The 17540-nt window shown below is 68.9% G+C and carries 16 protein-coding genes and 1 pseudogene; 4 read left to right on the plus strand and 13 right to left on the minus strand.

The genetic code is table 11. From position 1 onward, the window contains the following. The 4 genes from EPN51_RS26585 to rimP form a co-directional block, all read right to left on the minus strand. Positions 1–608 (minus strand): translation initiation factor IF-2 N-terminal domain-containing protein (locus EPN51_RS26585; RefSeq protein WP_293048865.1); only part of this gene is annotated, 608 nt, incomplete at its 3' end. An 85-nt stretch (positions 609–693) separates the two neighbouring features. Then, positions 694–969 (minus strand): YlxR family protein, encoded by a 276-nt coding sequence (locus EPN51_RS26590; protein ID WP_293048866.1) that lies wholly within the window; start codon positions 967–969, stop codon positions 694–696. 166 nt (positions 970–1135) lie between these two features. Next, a complete protein-coding gene (nusA, locus tag EPN51_RS26595) occupies positions 1136–2191 on the minus strand; it encodes a transcription termination factor NusA (protein WP_293048867.1) in 1056 nt (351 codons plus the stop codon). A 76-nt stretch (positions 2192–2267) separates the two neighbouring features. Further along, positions 2268–2801 carry a ribosome maturation factor RimP gene (gene rimP / locus EPN51_RS26600; protein WP_293048868.1) on the minus strand — a complete coding sequence of 178 codons (534 nt, stop codon included), beginning with the start codon at positions 2799–2801 and terminating at the stop codon, positions 2268–2270. A gap of 208 nt (positions 2802–3009) precedes the next feature. Here rimP and EPN51_RS26605 point away from each other — a divergent pair, with 208 nt between their 5' ends. After that, entirely contained in the window at positions 3010–3534 is a 525-nt protein-coding gene (locus EPN51_RS26605) for a hypothetical protein (RefSeq protein ID WP_293048869.1), read from the plus strand. Further along, positions 3531–3977: a ferritin-like domain-containing protein gene (locus EPN51_RS26610; RefSeq protein WP_293048870.1), complete on the plus strand. Its 447-nt coding sequence runs from the start codon at positions 3531–3533 to the stop codon at positions 3975–3977. The genes EPN51_RS26605 and EPN51_RS26610 overlap by 4 nt, the downstream gene beginning before the upstream one ends. Here the strand turns inward: EPN51_RS26610 and EPN51_RS26615 are convergent. The 9 genes and pseudogenes from EPN51_RS26615 to mqo all read right to left on the minus strand — a co-directional run bounded on the left by EPN51_RS26615 (position 3974) and on the right by mqo (position 15012). Further along, positions 3974–4132, minus strand: coding sequence for a hypothetical protein (locus tag EPN51_RS26615; RefSeq protein WP_293048871.1), 159 nt, complete (start codon positions 4130–4132; stop codon positions 3974–3976). The genes EPN51_RS26610 and EPN51_RS26615 overlap by 4 nt on opposite strands. Before the next feature lie 5 nt (positions 4133–4137). After that, positions 4138–5886 carry a proline--tRNA ligase gene (locus EPN51_RS26620; RefSeq protein WP_293048872.1) on the minus strand — a complete coding sequence of 583 codons (1749 nt, stop codon included), beginning with the start codon at positions 5884–5886 and terminating at the stop codon, positions 4138–4140. Between the two features lie 63 nt (positions 5887–5949). After that, complete coding sequence (locus tag EPN51_RS26625; protein WP_293048873.1) at positions 5950–7566, minus strand: MFS transporter; 1617 nt, start codon at positions 7564–7566, stop codon at positions 5950–5952. Positions 7567–7588: 22 nt separating this feature from the next. Further along, positions 7589–8805, minus strand: a pseudogene (gene cobA / locus EPN51_RS26630) (uroporphyrinogen-III C-methyltransferase). A 277-nt stretch (positions 8806–9082) separates the two neighbouring features. Then, positions 9083–10492 (minus strand): cobyrinate a,c-diamide synthase, encoded by a 1410-nt coding sequence (locus EPN51_RS26635; protein WP_293048874.1) that lies wholly within the window; start codon positions 10490–10492, stop codon positions 9083–9085. Beyond that, positions 10489–11103 carry a cob(I)yrinic acid a,c-diamide adenosyltransferase gene (gene cobO / locus EPN51_RS26640; protein ID WP_293048875.1) on the minus strand — a complete coding sequence of 205 codons (615 nt, stop codon included), beginning with the start codon at positions 11101–11103 and terminating at the stop codon, positions 10489–10491. The genes EPN51_RS26635 and cobO overlap by 4 nt, the downstream gene beginning before the upstream one ends. A 15-nt stretch (positions 11104–11118) precedes the next feature. Then, a complete protein-coding gene (locus EPN51_RS26645; protein WP_293048876.1) occupies positions 11119–12960 on the minus strand; it encodes a magnesium chelatase subunit D family protein in 1842 nt (613 codons plus the stop codon). Next, positions 12957–13427: a GNAT family N-acetyltransferase gene (locus tag EPN51_RS26650; protein ID WP_293048877.1), complete on the minus strand. Its 471-nt coding sequence runs from the start codon at positions 13425–13427 to the stop codon at positions 12957–12959. Before EPN51_RS26650 ends, EPN51_RS26645 begins: the two co-directional genes overlap by 4 nt. Positions 13428–13476: 49 nt before the next feature. Next, a complete protein-coding gene (gene mqo / locus EPN51_RS26655) occupies positions 13477–15012 on the minus strand; it encodes a malate dehydrogenase (quinone) (protein ID WP_293048878.1) in 1536 nt (511 codons plus the stop codon). A gap of 110 nt (positions 15013–15122) precedes the next feature. Here mqo and EPN51_RS26660 point away from each other — a divergent pair, with 110 nt between their 5' ends. Both EPN51_RS26660 and mtr read left to right on the plus strand, forming a co-directional pair. Further along, on the plus strand, positions 15123–16154 hold the full coding sequence (locus tag EPN51_RS26660; protein WP_293048879.1) for an alpha/beta hydrolase: 1032 nt from the start codon (positions 15123–15125) through the stop codon (positions 16152–16154). Positions 16155–16158: 4 nt separating this feature from the next. Beyond that, on the plus strand, positions 16159–17538 hold the full coding sequence (gene mtr / locus EPN51_RS26665) for a mycothione reductase (RefSeq protein ID WP_293048880.1): 1380 nt from the start codon (positions 16159–16161) through the stop codon (positions 17536–17538). Positions 17539–17540: the final 2 nt, after the last annotated feature.

Consider the following 17540-nt stretch of genomic DNA (forward strand, 5'->3'; position numbering starts at 1 on the left):
CCCGGCCGGGGTGCCCCGGGACGGGGCGCCGCCGGACGCGGGATGGGCCGGTCGACGGGTTGCGCCGACGAGAACGGGTTGTTGCCGACGCGCGGGGCGCGGGGTTTGGGCATCGGGCCGGGCCGCGGGCCCGGCGTCATGCCGGGGTGCGGCGCCTGACCGGGAGCGGGCGGCTTCGGCTGCCCGGGCGCGGGCGCCGACGGACGTGCGGGCGCCGGCCCCGGTCGCGCCGGCGCCTCGGTGGGCGCGGCGCCGGAGGCCTGGGTGGCAGCGGTCGTGGCCGTGCCACCGGGTTGGGCGGGCGTCGCCGTCGCTTCGCCGTTGCCAACGGCCTTGTTGATCGCGTTGTCGAGGGCCGTATCGAGCGACTTGTCGGGGGCCTTGGCCGCAGCCTTGGCCTCCCCTTGCGCGGCCTTCGCGGGGGCCTTCCTCTCGGCAGCGGTCTTGCCGCCTCCGAAGGACTCGCGCAGCCGGCGAGCCACCGGCGCTTCTACCGTCGACGATGCGGATTTGACGAATTCGCCCTGTTCATTCAGCCGGGCGAGGACTTCCTTGCTGGTAACACCGAGTTCCTTAGCCAACTCGTGTACGCGGGCCTTACCTGCCACTACATCTCCTGTCTATGAGGCGACAGTCGTGGGGCCGCGCCTCGGGAATTAGCTGTAACGCATAGGGATGGGCGTCATCGGGACTTCACGGTGTGCTCATGTTCTTTGCTACCTGTTCTGTTGCCGGGCGATCGGGCGCACTGAGAAACTCTATGTGCTCGACCACCGCGGATGTGTCCGGTGAACCGGTGATGCGCAGCGCTTTGGTGAAAGTACGCCGCCGGATCGCCTGTTGCGCGCACTGCGGCACGGGATGCAGCCATGCACCCCGCCCCGGCAGGCTACCGCCTGTGTCGACGATCACGGCGAAATCACCGTTCCCGGTCGGCACAGCCACCACTCGAAGCAGTTCGACGGCCAACTCTCGCTTTCGGCACCCGATACACGTCCGCACGGGTCCACCCATGTGTCGGTGCGCCCTTCTGGGTTTCGGAGGCCGAAGGCTCACGCTGGATCACGGCTAGTCTAGCGTCACCGAATCGATGGTCAGAACCACCCGAGGATGTGCGGCCGCGCCCGGTGTGCCGCTAGCGGTCGTGGGCCATTCCGTGGGTGGCACCGTGTTCGGGCTCGCTCTCCGGATGCCCTCCGGGCCCGGCGGGCGAATCCCCGCGGATGTCGATGCGCCAGCCGGTCAGCCGGGCGGCCAGCCGCGCGTTCTGGCCCTCCTTGCCGATGGCCAGTGACAACTGGAAGTCGGGAACCACCACGCGGGCGGCGCGGGCGGCCTGGTCGATGATCGACACCGAAATCACCTTGGCCGGCGACAACGCGTTGGCGACGAAGCGGGCCGGGTCCTCGTCGTAGTCGATGATGTCGATTTTCTCGCCGGAGAGCTCGCTCATCACGTTGCGGACGCGCTGGCCCATCGGACCGATGCAGGCGCCCTTGGCGTTCAGGCCGGGAAGGTTCGACTTCACCGCGATCTTGGAGCGATGGCCGGCCTCCCGCGCCACGGCCACGATCTCGACGGACTCGTCGGCGATCTCGGGCACCTCCAGGGAGAACAGCTTGCGGACCAGGTTGGGGTGGGTGCGCGACAGCGTGATCAGCGGTTCCCGGGACCCGCGGGTCACCCCGATCACATAGCACCGCACACGGTTGCCGTGTTCGTAGCTTTCCCCGGGAACCTGTTCGGCCGCGGGGATCACGCCCTCGGAGGCCTTCGTCTCGCTGCCCATGCGGACCACCACCAGGCCGCGCGCGTTGGCCCGGCTGTCTCGCTGGATCACGCCCGCGACGATCTCGCCCTCGCGGGTGGAGAACTCGCCGTAGGTGCGCTCATTTTCGGCGTCGCGGAATCGCTGCAGCATCACCTGGCGTGCGGTGGTGGCGGCGATGCGCCCGAAGCCCTCGGGGGTGTCGTCCCATTCGCTGATGACGTTGTCGTCTTCATCGGTCTCCCGGGCGATCACCCGGACGACACCGGTTTTGCGGTCGATCTCGATCCGCGCGTCGTTCTGATGGCCCTGGGTGTGCCGGTAGGCGGTGAGCAGCGCGGACTTGATGGTCTCGAGCAGCTCGTTGACCGAGATACCCCGATCCACCTCGATCGCATGCAGGGCGGCCATGTCGATGTTCATCAGTGCCGCTCCTCTCCCCCGCAGGCGGGGGGTACCCCCACACCGCTCTTTTGCTCTGCGTCGTCGCTGGTGCAGTTCATGTTCCGGTCTCCGTCCTCCGGCCCTGACCCATACCCGCCAGTTCCAGTTCCGCTTGGGTAGGGGGCGAAAACTCCACCTGGACAACAGCTTTGACGACATCACCGACCGAGATCTCGCGTATCGCCCAGTCCCGGCCCGCGCGAACCACCAGCGCGACGGCCTCCTCGTTCGTCTCGCCGACGCGGCCGGTCAGCGTGGATCCATCGGACAGGACAACGTCGACCTTGCGGCCACGGGCGCGACGGAAGTGCTTCGCGCTGGTCAGCGGGCGATCCACGCCCGGTGAGGACACCTCGAGCACGTAGTGGTCCCCGATGCTGTCCAGGCCGTCGAGCAGCGCCGACGCCGAGCGCGAAAGAGTGGCCGCCGTGTCCAGATCGAGGCCGTTGTCACCGTCGGCGATCACCGTGATGCGGGGTGGTCGGGTGCGGGCGTCGATGACCACGTCTTCGATCTCATATCCCGCGCGCGCAAACTCCCCATCGAGTAGCTCGATCACCTGCGTCTGCGACGGTAGCCCGGTGGTCACGGCGAGCTCCTCATCTTGAGTTGTCCGGTCATCTGGCGGATGTCGCCGCCGCGATGGCTTCGCGGGCGGCTTCCGGTGTCCCGGCGAAAGAACGTAAAACTGCCCTCCCGCGAGAACCAGCTATCCACGATACGCCAGGAATCACCGATGGCGGCGTGATCGCGTGCTGGCTTCGTGCCCGCTTTCGCACCGGTGGCAGGATGTGCTTGTGCCTAGCGCAGTTCCGTTCGTCAACAGGCGAGACGTCCTCTCCGGCGGTGCGGCCCTGGCCGCGCTGGGCGTCGTGTCCGCGTGCGGCAAGTCCGCGCCCAAGCCCCCGCCCGTCGAACAACTGCTGGGCCCGTTGGACCAGGCCCGCCACGACAGCACGCTGGCGGGTGCCGCCGCCGCGGCCGTCGGGAACCCTCCGCAGGTCGCCGCCGCGCTGACGGTGGTGGCGAGCCAGCGCGCCGCGCACGCCCGCGCGCTCTCCACGGAGATCTCGCGGGCCGCCGGCAAGCTCACCGCGTCGTCGAGCGAAACGACCAGCCCGAGTCAGGCCGAACCGGCCGGGCCGCCGCCGCCCCCGCCGCCGGTGGCCGACGTGATCGACGCGCTGCGCGCCTCGGCCGACAGTGCGGCTCGCCTGGTGGGCACCGAATCCGGGTACCGTGCGGGGCTGCTCGCGTCGATCGCGGCATCGTGCGCGGCGTCCTACACGGTGGCGCTGGTGCCCGGGGGTCCGTCGATATGACCTCGGGGAAGGACGCCGACAACGCGGCGCTGTCCGACGCGCTGGTCATCGAACACTCGACGATCTACGGCTACGGCATCGTCTCGGCGCTGTCGCCCCCCAGCGTGAACGACATGGTGGTGGAGGCCCTCGAGCAGCACCGCCGACGCCGCGACGACGTCATCGCGATGCTGACCGCCCGCAAGGTCACCGCGCCGGTCGCCGCGGCCGGCTACCAGCTGCCCATGGTGGTCGGCAGCCCGGCGGACGCGGCGCGCCTGGCCGCCCGGATGGAGAACGACGGCGCGGGGGCGTGGCGCGTCGTCGCCGAACACGCCGAGACCGCCGAGGATCGGGCGTTTGCCTCGACGGCGCTGATTCAGAGCGCGGTCATGGCCGCCCGGTGGAACCGCGTGTTGGGTGCCTGGCCCATCACGACGAGCTTCCCGGGCGGCAACGACTAAGTGGCGATCGTGAGCGCGGCCGTGGCGATCGCAAGCGCGGCCGTGGCGATCGCAAACGCGGCATAGCCGGGCGCAGCGGGTCGCCACTGCAGGTCGGAGCCGGGCGAAGCGGGTCGCCACTGCAGGTCGAGCCGGGCGAAGCGGGTCGCCACCATCCGAATCAGCGGTTCAGGGCCGCCGCGATGTCGGTGGCCAGCGACGGTCCGGTCACGAGTTCCCGGGTTTGTCCGCCGAAGCGGTCGCGCAGCTCCACCACGCCGCTCGCCCAGCCGCGTCCCACCACCACGATCCAGGGCACGCCCAGCAGCTCGGCATCCTTGAACTTCACGCCGGGTGAGGCCTGACGGTCGTCGAGCAGCACGTCGACGCCCAACCGGTCCAGGTCGGCGGCCAGGTCGGTGGCCCCGGCGCGGGCCTGGTCGTCTTTGTTGGCGATCACCAGATGGACGTCGAACGGGGCGACGGCCGACGGCCAGCGCAGCCCCAGCTCGTCGTGGTGCTGCTCGGCGATCACGGCCACCATCCGCGACACCCCCAGGCCATAGGAGCCCATGGTCAGGCGCACCGGCTTGCCGTCCTCGCCGAGGACGTCGGCGGTGAACGCGTCGGTGTATTTGCGTCCAAGCTGAAAGATGTGCCCGACCTCGATGCCGCGCGCCGACACCAGCGGGCCCGCGCCGTCCGGTGAGGGATCGCCGTCGCGCACCTCGGCGGCCTCGATGGTGCCGTCGGCGGTGAAATCCCGGCCGGCGACCAGCCCGACGACGTGCCGGCCGGGCTCGTCGGCTCCGGTGATCCAGCCGGTGCCGTCGACCACCCGCGGATCGATCAGATAGCGAACACCGTTGTCCTGCAATGCCTTTGGCCCGATATATCCCTTCACCAGAAAGGGATACCTGGCGAAGTCGGCGTCGTCGAGCATGGCGTATTCGGCCGGCTCCAGCGCCGCGCCCAGCCGTTTGTCGTCGACCTCGCGGTCGCCGGGCAGCCCGATGGCCAGCAGCTCCCAGTCCCCGCCGGGTTGGCGCACCTTGAGCAGGACGTTCTTCAACGTGTCGGCCGCGGTGACGGCGCGGCCCAGGTCCGCGGTATTGGCCCAGCCCACGAGGGTGGCGATGGTCGGGGTGTCGCCGGTGTCGTGGACCACCGCCTCGGGCAGCCCATCGATCGGTTGCGCCTCCGGCCGGGCGGTGACGACGGCCTCGACGTTGGCCGCGTAGCCGGACTCCAGGCACCGCACGAAGGTGTCCTCGCCGGCCGGACTTTCGGCCAGGAACTCCTCGGAGGCGCTGCCGCCCATGGCCCCGGAGACCGCGGACACGATGACGTAGCGCACCTGCAGGCGCGCGAAGATGCGCTGATAGGCCTCCCGGTGCGCGTGATACGCGGCGGCCAGGCCGGCCTCGTCGATGTCGAACGAGTACGAGTCCTTCATCAGGAATTCCCGCACGCGCAGAATTCCGGCCCGCGGCCGCGCTTCGTCACGGTATTTGTTCTGGATTTGGTACAGCAGGACCGGAAAGTCTTTGTAGGAGCTGTATTCGCCCTTGACGGTCAGGGTGAACAGCTCTTCGTGTGTCGGTCCCAACAGGTAGTCGTTGCCGCGGCGGTCCTGCAGCCGAAACACCGAGTCGCCGTATTCGGTCCACCGGTTCGTCGCCTCGTACGGTGCGCGGGGCAGCAGGGCGGGGAACAGGATCTCTTGCCCGCCAATGGCGTTCATCTCGTCGCGGACGATGCGCTCGATGCGGCGCAGCACCCGCAATCCCAGCGGCAGCCAGCTGTACAGCCCGGGCGCGATGGGCCGGATGTAGCCGGCCCGGATCAGAAGTTTGTGGCTGGCGACTTCGGCGTCGGCGGGATCATCGCGCAACGTGCGCAAAAACAGCTGGGACATCCGGGTGATCACAGCGGGCCAGCCTAGCGTGCCCTGGAGGCTGCCATTGACGGGCGCAGCGCCCTACGCGGTGAGCTACAGCTCTCCGGCGTCCATCGCTTCCTTGACCTCTTGCGCGTGCGCAACCTGGTCGGGTGTGTAGCCGATGAACAGCGCCGCACCGCCGACGATGACGGCCACACCGGCCACCCACAGCAGGCCGTAGGTATAGCCGTGGTCGAGCGCCTGCAACTGCGCGTCGTTCATGATTTTCACCGGGCCGGTGGTGCCGCCCAAATACAGTGTCCGCGAAGTGATCACAGCCTGGATGACGGCCAGCACCAGCGGCCCGCCCAGGCTTTGCAGCATCAGCGTGACGGCCGATACGGGGCCGATCTGATCGAAACCTACGCCGGCGATGGCCGACAAGGTCAGGGGAACAACGGCCATGCCGATGCCGATCCCGCCGACCACGATGGGCAGCACCAGGTTGGGGAAGTAGGCGACGCCGCGGTGCATGAACGCCGAGCCATACAGCATCGCCCAGAAAAGAAGGATGCCGCCGCCGATGGTCAATACCCGGGGCGAGAACCGCGACACCAGCTGCGAGGAAACGCCGAGGCCGATTCCCATCGCGATGACGAACGGGATGAAGCCGACGCCGGCGTGCAGCGCGCTGTAACCGAGGATGTCCTGCACGTACAGGCCGATGCACACGGTCAGGCTGAACATGAGCCCACCGGCCAAAAAGATTGCGGTGAAGGTGGCCAACCGGTTGCGGTCCCGGAACAGATCGAACGGCACGACGGGGTTTTCGGCGGTGCGCTCCACGATGACGAAGGCGAGGGCGGCGCCCAGCGCCACCACACCCGAGCCGATGGTGGTGATCGAAACCCAGCCCTTTTCCGGCCCCATCGAGAAGGCGAACACGGCGGCGGTGCACGTCAGGGTGGCCAGCATGGCGCCGGTGGCGTCCAGCTTCATCCGCTCGCGGTTGGTCTCGCGCAGCGCGGTGCGGGCCAGGTACATCATCATCAGGCCGATCGGCACGTTCACCAGGAACGCCAGCCGCCACGACACCTCGGTGAGCGCTCCGCCGACCACGAGGCCCATCACCGAGCCGATCGCCGTCATCGCGGCGAACACCGCCGTCGCGAAGTTACGCGCCGGTCCCTTGGGGAACGTGGTCGCCACCAGAGCCAGGCCGGTCGGCGAGGCGATGGCGGACCCGACGCCCTGCGACAGCCGGGCGATGACCATGGTGGCCTCGTCCCAGGCGACCGCGCACAGCACGGAGGAGATGGTGAACAGCGCGACACCGACGATGAAGGTGCGCTTGCGCCCGATGGTGTCGCCGAGCCGGCCGCCCAGCAGCATCAGCCCGCCGAATGTCAGCACGTAGGCGGTGATCACCCAGCTGCGGCCGGCGTCGGAGAGGCTGAGCTCGTTTTGGATCTTGGGGAGCGCGACGATCGCGACGGTGCTGTCCATCGTCGCAAGCAGCTGCATGCCACCGATGGCGACGACGGCCGCGATGAAGCGCCGCGAAGGCAGCCACGCCGGGTAGTACTTGCTGGTGCGATTCGAGGCGGTCTCCGTCGCGGACTTTGAGGCGGTCTCCGCCGGGGGCGTAGTGCGCACCGGGGCCGGACGATCGGGGCGTGCAGACGTCCAGTTTTGGACAGCGCGCTCTGAGTCGCTGAGAGCCGTCATAAAGGGTTACCTTACAGTAATCTTAAGAACTGTTTAAACCCCGAAGGCCGCCACCGCCCCGATCACGATGATCGCGGGAGGTCGGATACCTTCGGCCCGAATCTTTTCGGGCGTGTCGGCCAGGGTGGCCCGCAAAGTGTGTTGAGCGGCGGTCGTTCCATGCTGAACGACCAGCACGGGTGTATCAGCAGGTCGGCCGCCCTTCAAAAGGGCTTCGGCGAAAAGCTCGATACGTTCGACTGCCATCAGCAAAACAATCGTGCCGGACATTGCAGCCAGCGCGTCCCAATTCACTAACGATTCGGGATGACCGGGCGGGAGATGGCCGCTGACCACCACGAATTCGTGGTTTATCGCCCGATGGGTGACAGGCACACCCGCCAAGGCGGGCACACCTATGGCACTTGTCACACCCGGCACCACCGTGACCGGAATCCCGGCGTCGGCGCACGCGAGCACCTCCTCGTAGCCGCGGGCGAACACGAAGGGGTCCCCGCCTTTGAGGCGAACCACAAAGCTTCCGGCCCTGGCGCGTTCGATCATGGCGTCGTTGATCGCGTCCTGGGCCATCGCCCGCCCGTAGGGGATCTTGGCGGCGTCGATGACTTCCACATGCGGGGGCAGTTCGGCGAGCAGTTCGGGTGGTGCGAGGCGATCGGCGACCACGACGTCGGCCTGGGCGAGCAGCCGGCGGCCCCGCACGGTGATCAGTTCGGGGTCACCGGGGCCGCCGCCGATCAGCGCCACGCTGCCCTTGACGACGTCGGAGCTCACCGGGCCTTCCGGGGTGATGACCCCGGTCTGCAGCGCCTCCCGGATGGCCGAACGGATGGTCGCCGAGCGTCGGTGCTCGCCGCCGGCCAGGACCCCGACGGACAACCCCGCATAGCTGAAAGATGCTGGCGTTACTGCGGTCCCCTCGACGGCGATGTCCGCCCGGACGCAAAAGATTCGGCGGCTTTCGGCCTCGGTGACCACGGCCTCGTTCACTTGGGGGTCGTCGGTGGCCGCGATCGCGTACCAGGCTCCGTCGAGGTCGCCGTCGCGGTATTCGCGCAATGCCAGGGTGATTCCGGTCATCGCCTCGACCGATCTGGTGGCGCTGCGGGAGATGACGTGGACGTCGGCGCCGCTGGCGATGAGCAACGGCAGGCGGCGCTGGGCAACGGTGCCGCCACCGACGACGACGACCTTCTTGCCGGTCAGCCGCAGCCCAGCGAGGTAGGCGCTCTCAGTCACCCGGCAAGCTTAGTGGCGATCGCCAGCGCGGCGGTCACGCCGGGCGCAGCGGGTCGCCACCATGAAGACAGTGGCGATCGCCAGCGCGGCGGTCACGCCGGGCGCAGCGGGTCGCCACCATGAAGACAGTGGCGATCGCCAGCGCGGCGGTCACGCCGGGCACAGCGGGTCGCCACCATGAAGACAGTGGCGATCGCCAGCGCGGCGCTCACACCGGGCGCAGCGGGTCGCGAGCGTAACGGCACTGCGAAGTTGAGCCGGATTTTTCGCAGTGGCGTTACATTCGCGAACTGGCGGGGCGCGCTCGCCGGGCGGCGGCGTGTGCGACGAAGCGCGCCACCGCCTCCGGCGCCGCAGCCGGGTGGGTGTGCAGATACGACGCGTGCACACTGCCGTGCACGACACCGTCGCGCACGGCAGCGCCCGCATGGTCGGCGTCGTGGGCCCGGTACATCCATGCTGGCTGATAGCTGTCGCTGAATGTAACTGCGGTGCGGTGGAATTCGTGACCGACCGCCCGCTGGCCGGCGGTATACAGCGGGGAATCGGCTACGGCGACGGCATCGCGATACGCCAGCGTCAGGTGCGGCGTGAACCGCGCCTGCCCGGCCAGCACGCCGCACATCGGGTGGCCGTCGAGTTCGTCGGCCAGATAGATCAGCCCGGCGCACTCGGCGTGGATGGGGGCCCCGGCGGCGGCCAGCTCCTTGATCTGCCGGCGCACGACGTCGTTGGCGGAGAGCTCCGCGGTGAACTGTTCGGGAAAACCGCCGGGCAACAACACCGCATCGGTGCCGTCGGGCAACGCGTCGCTGAGCGGATCGAATTCGACGACGTCCGCTCCGGCGGCCGCCAGCAGTTCCGGGTGCTCGGCGTAGCCGAAGCTGAAGGCCTTCCCGGCCGCCACGGCGACGGTGGCGCGATCGCCGCACCGCCCGGCGGTCTCCCCCACCGCCGTCGCCGGATCCCACGGCTGCTGGGCGGCCGGACCTCGCGCGACCGCGACCACCGCCCCCAGGTCGACGTGACGAGCGACCAAAGCCGTCATCGCGTCGACCGCCAGCCGGGCCCGGCGCCCGTACTCCACCGCGGTGACCAGTCCCAAATACCTTGTGGGAAGCTCTAATTCATCGGCGCGTGGGATGACGCCCAGCACCGGCACACCAGCCTGCTCGCATGCCTGCCGCAGCACCTGCTCATGCCGCGCCGACCCGACCCGGTTCAGGATCACGCCGGCGACCCGGGTTGCGGTGTCGAACGTCGAAAAGCCGTGCAGCAGCGCGGCGATGCTTTGGCTTTGACCGCGTGCGTCGACGACCAGGACGACGGGCGCACCCAGCAGGCCGGCGACGTGGGCGGTCGATCCCGCCGCGGGGGTGGTGGCGGAAGGCCCGATCCGCCCGTCGAAAAGTCCCATCACCCCTTCGATCACGGCGATGCCCGCGCCGGCGGCGCCGTGCGCGTACAGCGGACCGATGAGACCCTCCCCGACCAGTACCGGATCGAGGTTGCGGCCGGGCCGGCCGGCGGCGAGACCGTGATAGCCGGGATCGATGAAGTCCGGGCCCACCTTGAACGGCGCCACGGTGTGGCCCACCTGCCGCAGGGCGCCGATCAAACCCGTTGCCACCGTGGTCTTTCCGCTGCCGGAGGCGGGCGCGGCGATGACCACAGCGGGAACACTCACCACTCGATACCCTTCTGCCCCTTACGCCCGGCGTCCATCGGGTGCTTGACCTTGGTCATCTCGGTGACCAGGTCGGCCGCATCGACCAACCGCTGCGGGGCGTCGCGTCCGGTGATGACGACGTGCTGGTGGCCGGGCCGCGCCGACAACGCCTCGACCACCTCGTCGACGTCCACCCAGCCCCATTTCAGTGGATAGGTGAACTCGTCCAGCACGTAGAAATCGTGACGCTGGGCGGCCAGCCGGTGCGCGACCTCGGCCCAGCCGTCGGCCGCTGCCGCCGCGTGATCGGTTTCGCTGCCCGCCTTGCGCGTCCAGGACCAACCCGCGCCCATCTTGTGCCACTCGACGGGCGCACCGACCCGGTGCTGCTCGTGCGCTTCAGCGAGCGCGGCGAAAGCCGCCTCCTCGCCCACCTTCCACTTGGCGCTCTTGACGAACTGGAACACCGCGACGGAAAGCCCGGCGTTCCAGGCCCGCAACGCCATTCCAAGGGCCGCCGTTGACTTTCCCTTGCCGGCGCCGGTGTGCACCGCCAGCACGGGTGTGCGACGCCGCGCCCGGGTGGTCAGGCCGTCATCAGGAACTTGAAGTGGAACACCTTGCGGCATAACAGGTTACCTTTCTCAAGCCACGTCGCGCACGGCACGCGTCAATGAATCCGCGTGCAACTGCTCGAGCCGGACGGACGGAGCGCCGAGGTGGCGGGCCAGTTGCTCGGCCAAACCCAGCCGCACATACGATGTTTCGCAGTCCACGACCACCGCGGCGGCACCCTCGGCGACCAACCTGGCCGCCGCGGAGCGGGTGCGGCCCAACGGATCCGGCCCGGCGGTGGCCCGGCCGTCGGTGAGCACCACAACCAGGGAGCGGCGCGCGCGGTCACGCGTCTTCTCCCGGACGATCAGCTCGCGCGCGGCCAGCAGCCCTTCGGCCAGCGGGGTCTTGCCGCCGGTGTCGAACCGGGCCAGTCGCCGGCCGGCGATGTGCGCCGACGAGGTCGGCGGCAACAACAGCCGCGCCTCATGCTGCCGGAAGGTGATCACGGCTACCTTGTCGCGACGCTGATAGGCGTCACGCAGCAGCGACAGTGTGGCGCCGCTGACCGCTGCCATGCGGTCCCGTGCGGCCATCGAACCCGAGGCGTCCACGACGAAGATCACGAGATTGCCTTCGCGTCCCTCGCGCACGGCCCGCCGCACATCGTCGGGCTCGGGCCGCAACGGCCCGGCCCCGGCGCGCTCGGCGGCCGACAGCAGGGTGGCGAACAGGTGCAGCCCGTGCCCGCCGCAGCTGGTGTCGTCCCCGTCGGCGGCGGCGATGACGCTGCCGCTGGCGTTGCGCGCCCGTGATCGCCGCCCGGGTGCGCCTTCCCCGACCCCCGGAACCCGCAGCGCGCGGGTGCGGAAGGTTTTCGACGGCGGCGCGCTGGGCTTCGTCCTCGGCGGCTGCGCCGCGGGACTTTCTCCCGAGTTCTGTTGCGGCGCATCCAGTTCAGTCTCCGCCGATTGACCGCCGCCGGGTGGGTCGGGATCGGGTTCCGGGCCGGAGCCGGCTTGCGCCAAGGCCTCGTCCAGCTGGTCGCGGTCGATCCCCGGATCGTCGAAGGGATCGCGGCGGCGCCGATGCGGCAGCGCCAGCTGGGCGGCCACCCGGATGTCCTGTTCCTCGACGGTGTACGCGCCACGCCAGGCCGCATGCGCGACGGCGGTGCGGGCCACCACCAGATCCGCGCGCATGCCGTCGACGTCGAACGCCGCGCACAGCGCCGCGATGCGCCGTAACTCGTTGTCGGGCAACACCACGTCGTCGACGAGCGTGCGGGCCGCGGAGATACGCCGGGCCAGCTCGGCGTCGGCGGCGGCATGACGCTCGGCGAAGCCGTCCGGGTCGGCCTCATAGGCCATCCGCTGCCGGATGACCTGCACCCGCACGTCCACGTCGCGCGAGGCGTGCACGTCGACGGTGAGACCGAACCGGTCCAGCAGCTGTGGACGTAGTTCACCCTCTTCGGGATTCATCGTGCCGATCAGCACGAACCGGGCCTCATGCGAATGCGAGATGCCGTCGCGTTCGATATGCACCCGCCCCATCGCCGCGGCGTCGAGCAGCACATCGACGAGATGATCGTGCAACAGGTTGACCTCGTCGACGTAGAGCACGCCGCCATGCGCGCGGGCCAACAGGCCCGGTGAAAACGCGTGCTCGCCGTCGCGCAGCACCCGCTGCAGATCCAGTGAACCGATCACCCGGTCTTCGGTTGCCCCGAGCGGCATTTCGACCAGGCCGGAGTCGCTTCCGGTCGCCGCGGACAGCAACGCCGCGAGGCCGCGCACGGCCGTCGACTTGGCGGTGCCCTTCTCGCCGCGGATGAGCGCGCCGCCGATCTCCGGGCGCACGGCGCACAACAGCAGGGCAAGCCGCAGCTGGTCGTGCCCGACGATGGCGCTGAACGGGTAGGGCCTCACGGCTTCGCCGCCAGACCCGAGCCGGGACGCACCATGGGCACGTGCGGGACGCCGTCGTCGAGGAAATCGTCGCCGTCGCACACAAATCCGTGCTGGGCGTACATCTCTGCCAAATAGGTCTGCGCGTTGATCCGGCATGGGTAGTCACCCACCTCGGCCAGGGCCGCGCGCAGCAGCCGGGTGGTGTGGCCTTGTCCGCGAGCGCTGCGTTTGGTGCACAGTCGCCCGATCCGGAAAGCCTTCTCGCCTCCCGCATGCTCCTCCATCAACCGCAGCGTACAGATCACCTCGCCCTCGCCGGTTTCCAACCAGAAGTGCCGGGTTTCGGCGAGGAGGTCACGCCCGTCCAGTTCCGGATATGGGATCGCCTGTTCGACGACGAACACCTCCACCCGCAGCTTGAGCAGCTCGTAAAGCGTCTGGGCGTCAAGGTCTTTGGCCCAGATACGTCGCAGTGCTTCCGTCAAGTGCGCCGCTCCTCCTCATCGCTCCGCTCTGCATCGTCATCGCCGCGTGTCAAGTGCGCCGCTCCTCCTCATCGCTCCGCTCTGCATCGTCATCGCCGCGTGTCACGCCCAACCCCAGCACCCTCGTTCCCCACGAAAACACTTCGTCGTAGAGTGCCGGCTCATCCGACAGCGTCGCCCCGAGCGAGGGAACCATCTCTTTGAGCGCGGGCTGCCAGGACTGAAAACGGTTCGCAAAGCACCGTTCCAACACCTCGAGCATGATCGGCACCGCGGTCGACGCTCCCGGCGAGCCGCCCAGCAGTCCCGCGATGCTTCCGTCGGCAGCACCCACGATGGTGGTGTCGAAGTCGAGCACCCCACCTTTGCGCTTGTCGCGCCGGATCACCTGCACTCGCTGGCCGGCCACCGTCAGCTCCCAGTCCGAACCCGCTGCGGTGGGCGCGAATTCGCGCAGCATGCGCAGCCGGTTCGGTTCGGAGAGCCGCAGCTGGCCGAGCAGGTATCCGACGAGCGCCAGCTGGGTGGCGCCGACACCGAGCAGTGAGGCCAGGTTGTGCGGCTTCACCGAGCGGGGCAGGTCGGTGAAGTGCCCGTGTTTCAAGAACTTCGGTGACCAGCCGGCGTAAGGACCGAATACCAGCCACGGCTTGCCGTTGACGTAGCGCAGGTCCAGATGCAGCGCCCCGAGGGGCGGCGCCCCGGGCGCGGGGGCCCCATACACCTTGGCCCGGTGCGCGGTGGTGAGCGCCGGGTTGTCGGCGCGCAGGAACCGCCCGCCGATCGGGAATCCCGCGAAGCCCTTGACCTCGTTGATGCCGGACCTCTGCAGCAGCGGCAGTGCGTCACCACCGGCCCCGACGAAGACGAACTTGGCTTGACACCAGCGCTTTTCGCCGGTACGGCGGTTACGGATCAGCAGCGTCCAGCCGCCGTCGGACATGCGGGTCAGGTTGCGGACCTCGTGGCCGAGCAAAGCCGTCGCGCCGCCCCGCAGGCAATACCCGATCAGCTGTCGCGACAGCGCACCGAAGTCGACGTCGGTGCCGTGGGCGGCCCAGTTGAGCGCGGTCGGCGCGGAGAAGTCGCGGTTGGCGGCCATGAACGGTAACCGGCGGGCGAACTCTTGCGCGTCCTCGATCAGTTCGATGCCGGCGAACAGCGGGTTGGCGGCCAGCGCCCGCTGTCGTCGCCGTAGATAGTCGACGCGCTGCGCCCCGCGCACGAAGCTCGCGTGCGGGATCGGGGTCAGGAAGCGTCGATCGGTCAGGATGCCGTTCTCGACGGCATAGGCCCAAAATTGGCGGGTCACCTGAAACTGCTCGTTGATGCGCACCGCTTTGCTGATGTCGATCGAGCCGTCGGTGCGCTGCGGGGTGTAGTTGAGCTCGCACAGCGCCGAATGCCCGGTGCCGGCGTTGTTCCAGGGGTCGCTGCTTTCGGCGGCTACGGCGTCGAGACGCTCGACGAAGGTCATCGACCAATCCGGCTGCAGCCGGTGCAGCAACGCGCCCAGCGTCGCGCTCATGATGCCCGCGCCCACCAGCACGACGTCCGTGCGCGTGGTTGTGGCTAGCGATGACACCGGCTTGTAGGTCCTTCCCTCGACTGGGCCGATCCCAGGTTATCCCGAGGCGAAGTGGGCGCGAACGACGCGCGGCTCCCCGTGCCCAGCAAAAGCTCTAAGCTTGCTGCGTGACTGGCTGGGTGCCCGATGTCCTACCCGGATATTGGCAGCGCACCATCGCGCTCGGCTCCGATCCCGCCGGTGAGGGCGACATCGTCGCGACCCTGATCCGGCGCGGGCCGGAACCGGGACAGGCCGGCGGCCAGGCAGGCCCGGCCGGGCGGGCGGTGCTGGCGGTCCACGGCTACACCGACTACTTCTTCCACACCGAACTGGCCGACCACTTCGCCACCCGCGGCTTCACCTTCTACGCGCTGGACCTGCACAAGTGCGGCCGGTCGCGGTGCGACGGCCAGACACCGCACTTCATCACCGACCTCGCCAACTACGACACCGAACTCGAGCACGCGCTGGGCGCTGTGCGCGCGCAGGCCCGCGAGGTGCTGGTGTACGGGCATTCCGCCGGTGGACTCATCGTGTCGTTGTGGCTGGATCGGTTGCGCCGCCGCAACCCGGCCGCGCACGCAGGCATTGGCGGCCTGGTGCTCAACAGCCCGTTCCTGGAGTTGCCCGGCCCGGCCATTCTGCGGCATTCCGCGACCGTGGCGCTGATCGCCGGTCTGTCGCGGGTGCGGTCCAAGGGCGTGGCCCGGCCGCCGGTTGAGGGCGGTTACGGCACCACCTTGCACCGCGACTATGACGGGCAATTCGACTACAACCTGCAGTGGAAACCCGTTGGCGGCTTCCCGATCACCTTCGGTTGGCTACACGCCATCCGCCGCGGCCAGGCCCGGCTGCATCGCGGCGTCGACGTCGGCGTGCCGAATCTGATCCTGCGGTCGAACCACAGCGTGCAGGAGACCCCGGACCCGGCATCCATGCGGTGCGGCGACGCGGTCCTCGACGTCACCCAGATCGCCAGGTGGGCCGGCTGTATCGGGAACCGCAGCACCATCGTTCCGGTGGTCGATGCCAAACACGACGTGTTCTTGTCGTTGGAGGGGCCGCGCGAAGTCGCCTATCGGGAACTGGATCTCTGGCTGGACGAATACCTGCCCACCAACAACAACGACGCCTCGGCGTGGTTCGGAAGGGGGTGACGGTGTGGAGACCTACGACGTCGCGATCATCGGAACCGGCTCGGGCAACAGCATTCTCGATGACCGCTTCGCCGACAAGCGGGTGGCGATCTGCGAGCAGGGCACATTCGGCGGCACGTGCCTGAACGTCGGGTGCATCCCGACCAAGATGTTCGTCTACGCCGCCGAGGTCGCGCAGACGATCCGGGAGTCGGCACGTTACGGCGTCGACGCGCGCATCGACGGGGTGCGCTGGGACGACATCGTCTCGCGCGTCTTCGGGCGCATCGATCCGATCGGGGTCAGCGGTGAGGACTATCGGAATTCCGCACCCAATATCGATGTGTACAAGCAGCACACCCGGTTCGGCCCGGTCCGGTCCGACGGGCGCTACCTGCTGCGCACCGACGCCGGCGACGAGTTCACGGCCGACCAGGTGGTGATCGCGGCGGGGTCGCGGGCCGCGGTTCCCCCGGCCATCCTCGAGTCGGGTGCGAAGTACCACACCAGCGACACGATCATGCGAATCCCCGAACTGCCGGAGCATTTGGTGATCATCGGCGGCGGTTTCGTGTCGGCTGAATTCGCGCACATCTTCTCCTGTCTGGGCTCGCGGGTCACCCTGGTGGTCCGGGGCTCCGCCCTGCTGCGGCATTGCGATGACATCCTCTGCGAACGCTTCACCCGTATCGCGGCGAGCAAATGGGAGCTGCACACCCATCGCAACGTCGTGGGCGTCACCGACCGCGGCCCGGGTGTCTCGCTGCGGCTCGACGACGGTCGCACCGTGAACGCCGACGCGCTGCTGGTGGCGACCGGCCGCGTGCCCAACGGCGATCTGCTGGACGCCGAGCAGGCCGGCGTCGCCATCGAGGACGGCCTTGTCGTTGTCGACGAGCACCAGCGGACTACGGCGCGTGGCATTTTCGCCCTCGGCGACGTCTCCTCGCCGTATCAGCTCAAGCACGTCGCCAACCACGAGGCGCGCGTCGTGCAGCGCAATCTGCTGTGCGACTGGGACGACACCGAAGCGATGGCCGTCACCGACCATCGCTACGTGCCGTCCGCGGTGTTCACCGATCCGCAGATCGCCAGCGTCGGACTGACCGAAAACCAGGCCATAGCACAGGGTTTCAATATTTCGATGAAGATCCAGGACTACGGTGACGTCGCCTACGGCTGGGCGTCGGAGGACACCACCGGGATCGTCAAGCTGATCGCCGAGCGCGGCACCGGGCGGCTGCTGGGCGCGCACATCATGGGCCACCAGGCCTCGTCGATCATCCAGCCGTTGATCCAGGCGATGAGCTTCGGGCTCACCGCGCCGCAGATGGCCCGCGGGCAGTACTGGATCCACCCGGCGCTGCCCGAGGTGGTGGAGAACGCGCTACTGGGTCTGCACTGACC

The sequence above is a fragment of the Mycobacterium sp. genome (assembly GCF_004298145.1).
Taxonomy (GTDB): domain Bacteria; phylum Actinomycetota; class Actinomycetes; order Mycobacteriales; family Mycobacteriaceae; genus Mycobacterium.

Excerpts from the sequence above, each read along its gene's own strand:
- nusA (WP_293048867.1), bottom strand. The coding sequence starts at position 2,191 with ATGAACATCGACATGGCCGCCCTGCATGCGATCGAGGTGGATCGGGGT.
- EPN51_RS26610 (WP_293048870.1), top strand. The coding sequence starts at position 3,531 with ATGACCTCGGGGAAGGACGCCGACAACGCGGCGCTGTCCGACGCGCTG.
- EPN51_RS26615 (WP_293048871.1), bottom strand. The coding sequence starts at position 4,132 with ATGGTGGCGACCCGCTTCGCCCGGCTCGACCTGCAGTGGCGACCCGCT.
- EPN51_RS26625 (WP_293048873.1), bottom strand. The coding sequence starts at position 7,566 with ATGACGGCTCTCAGCGACTCAGAGCGCGCTGTCCAAAACTGGACGTCT.
- cobO (WP_293048875.1), bottom strand. The coding sequence starts at position 11,103 with ATGCCGCAAGGTGTTCCACTTCAAGTTCCTGATGACGGCCTGACCACC.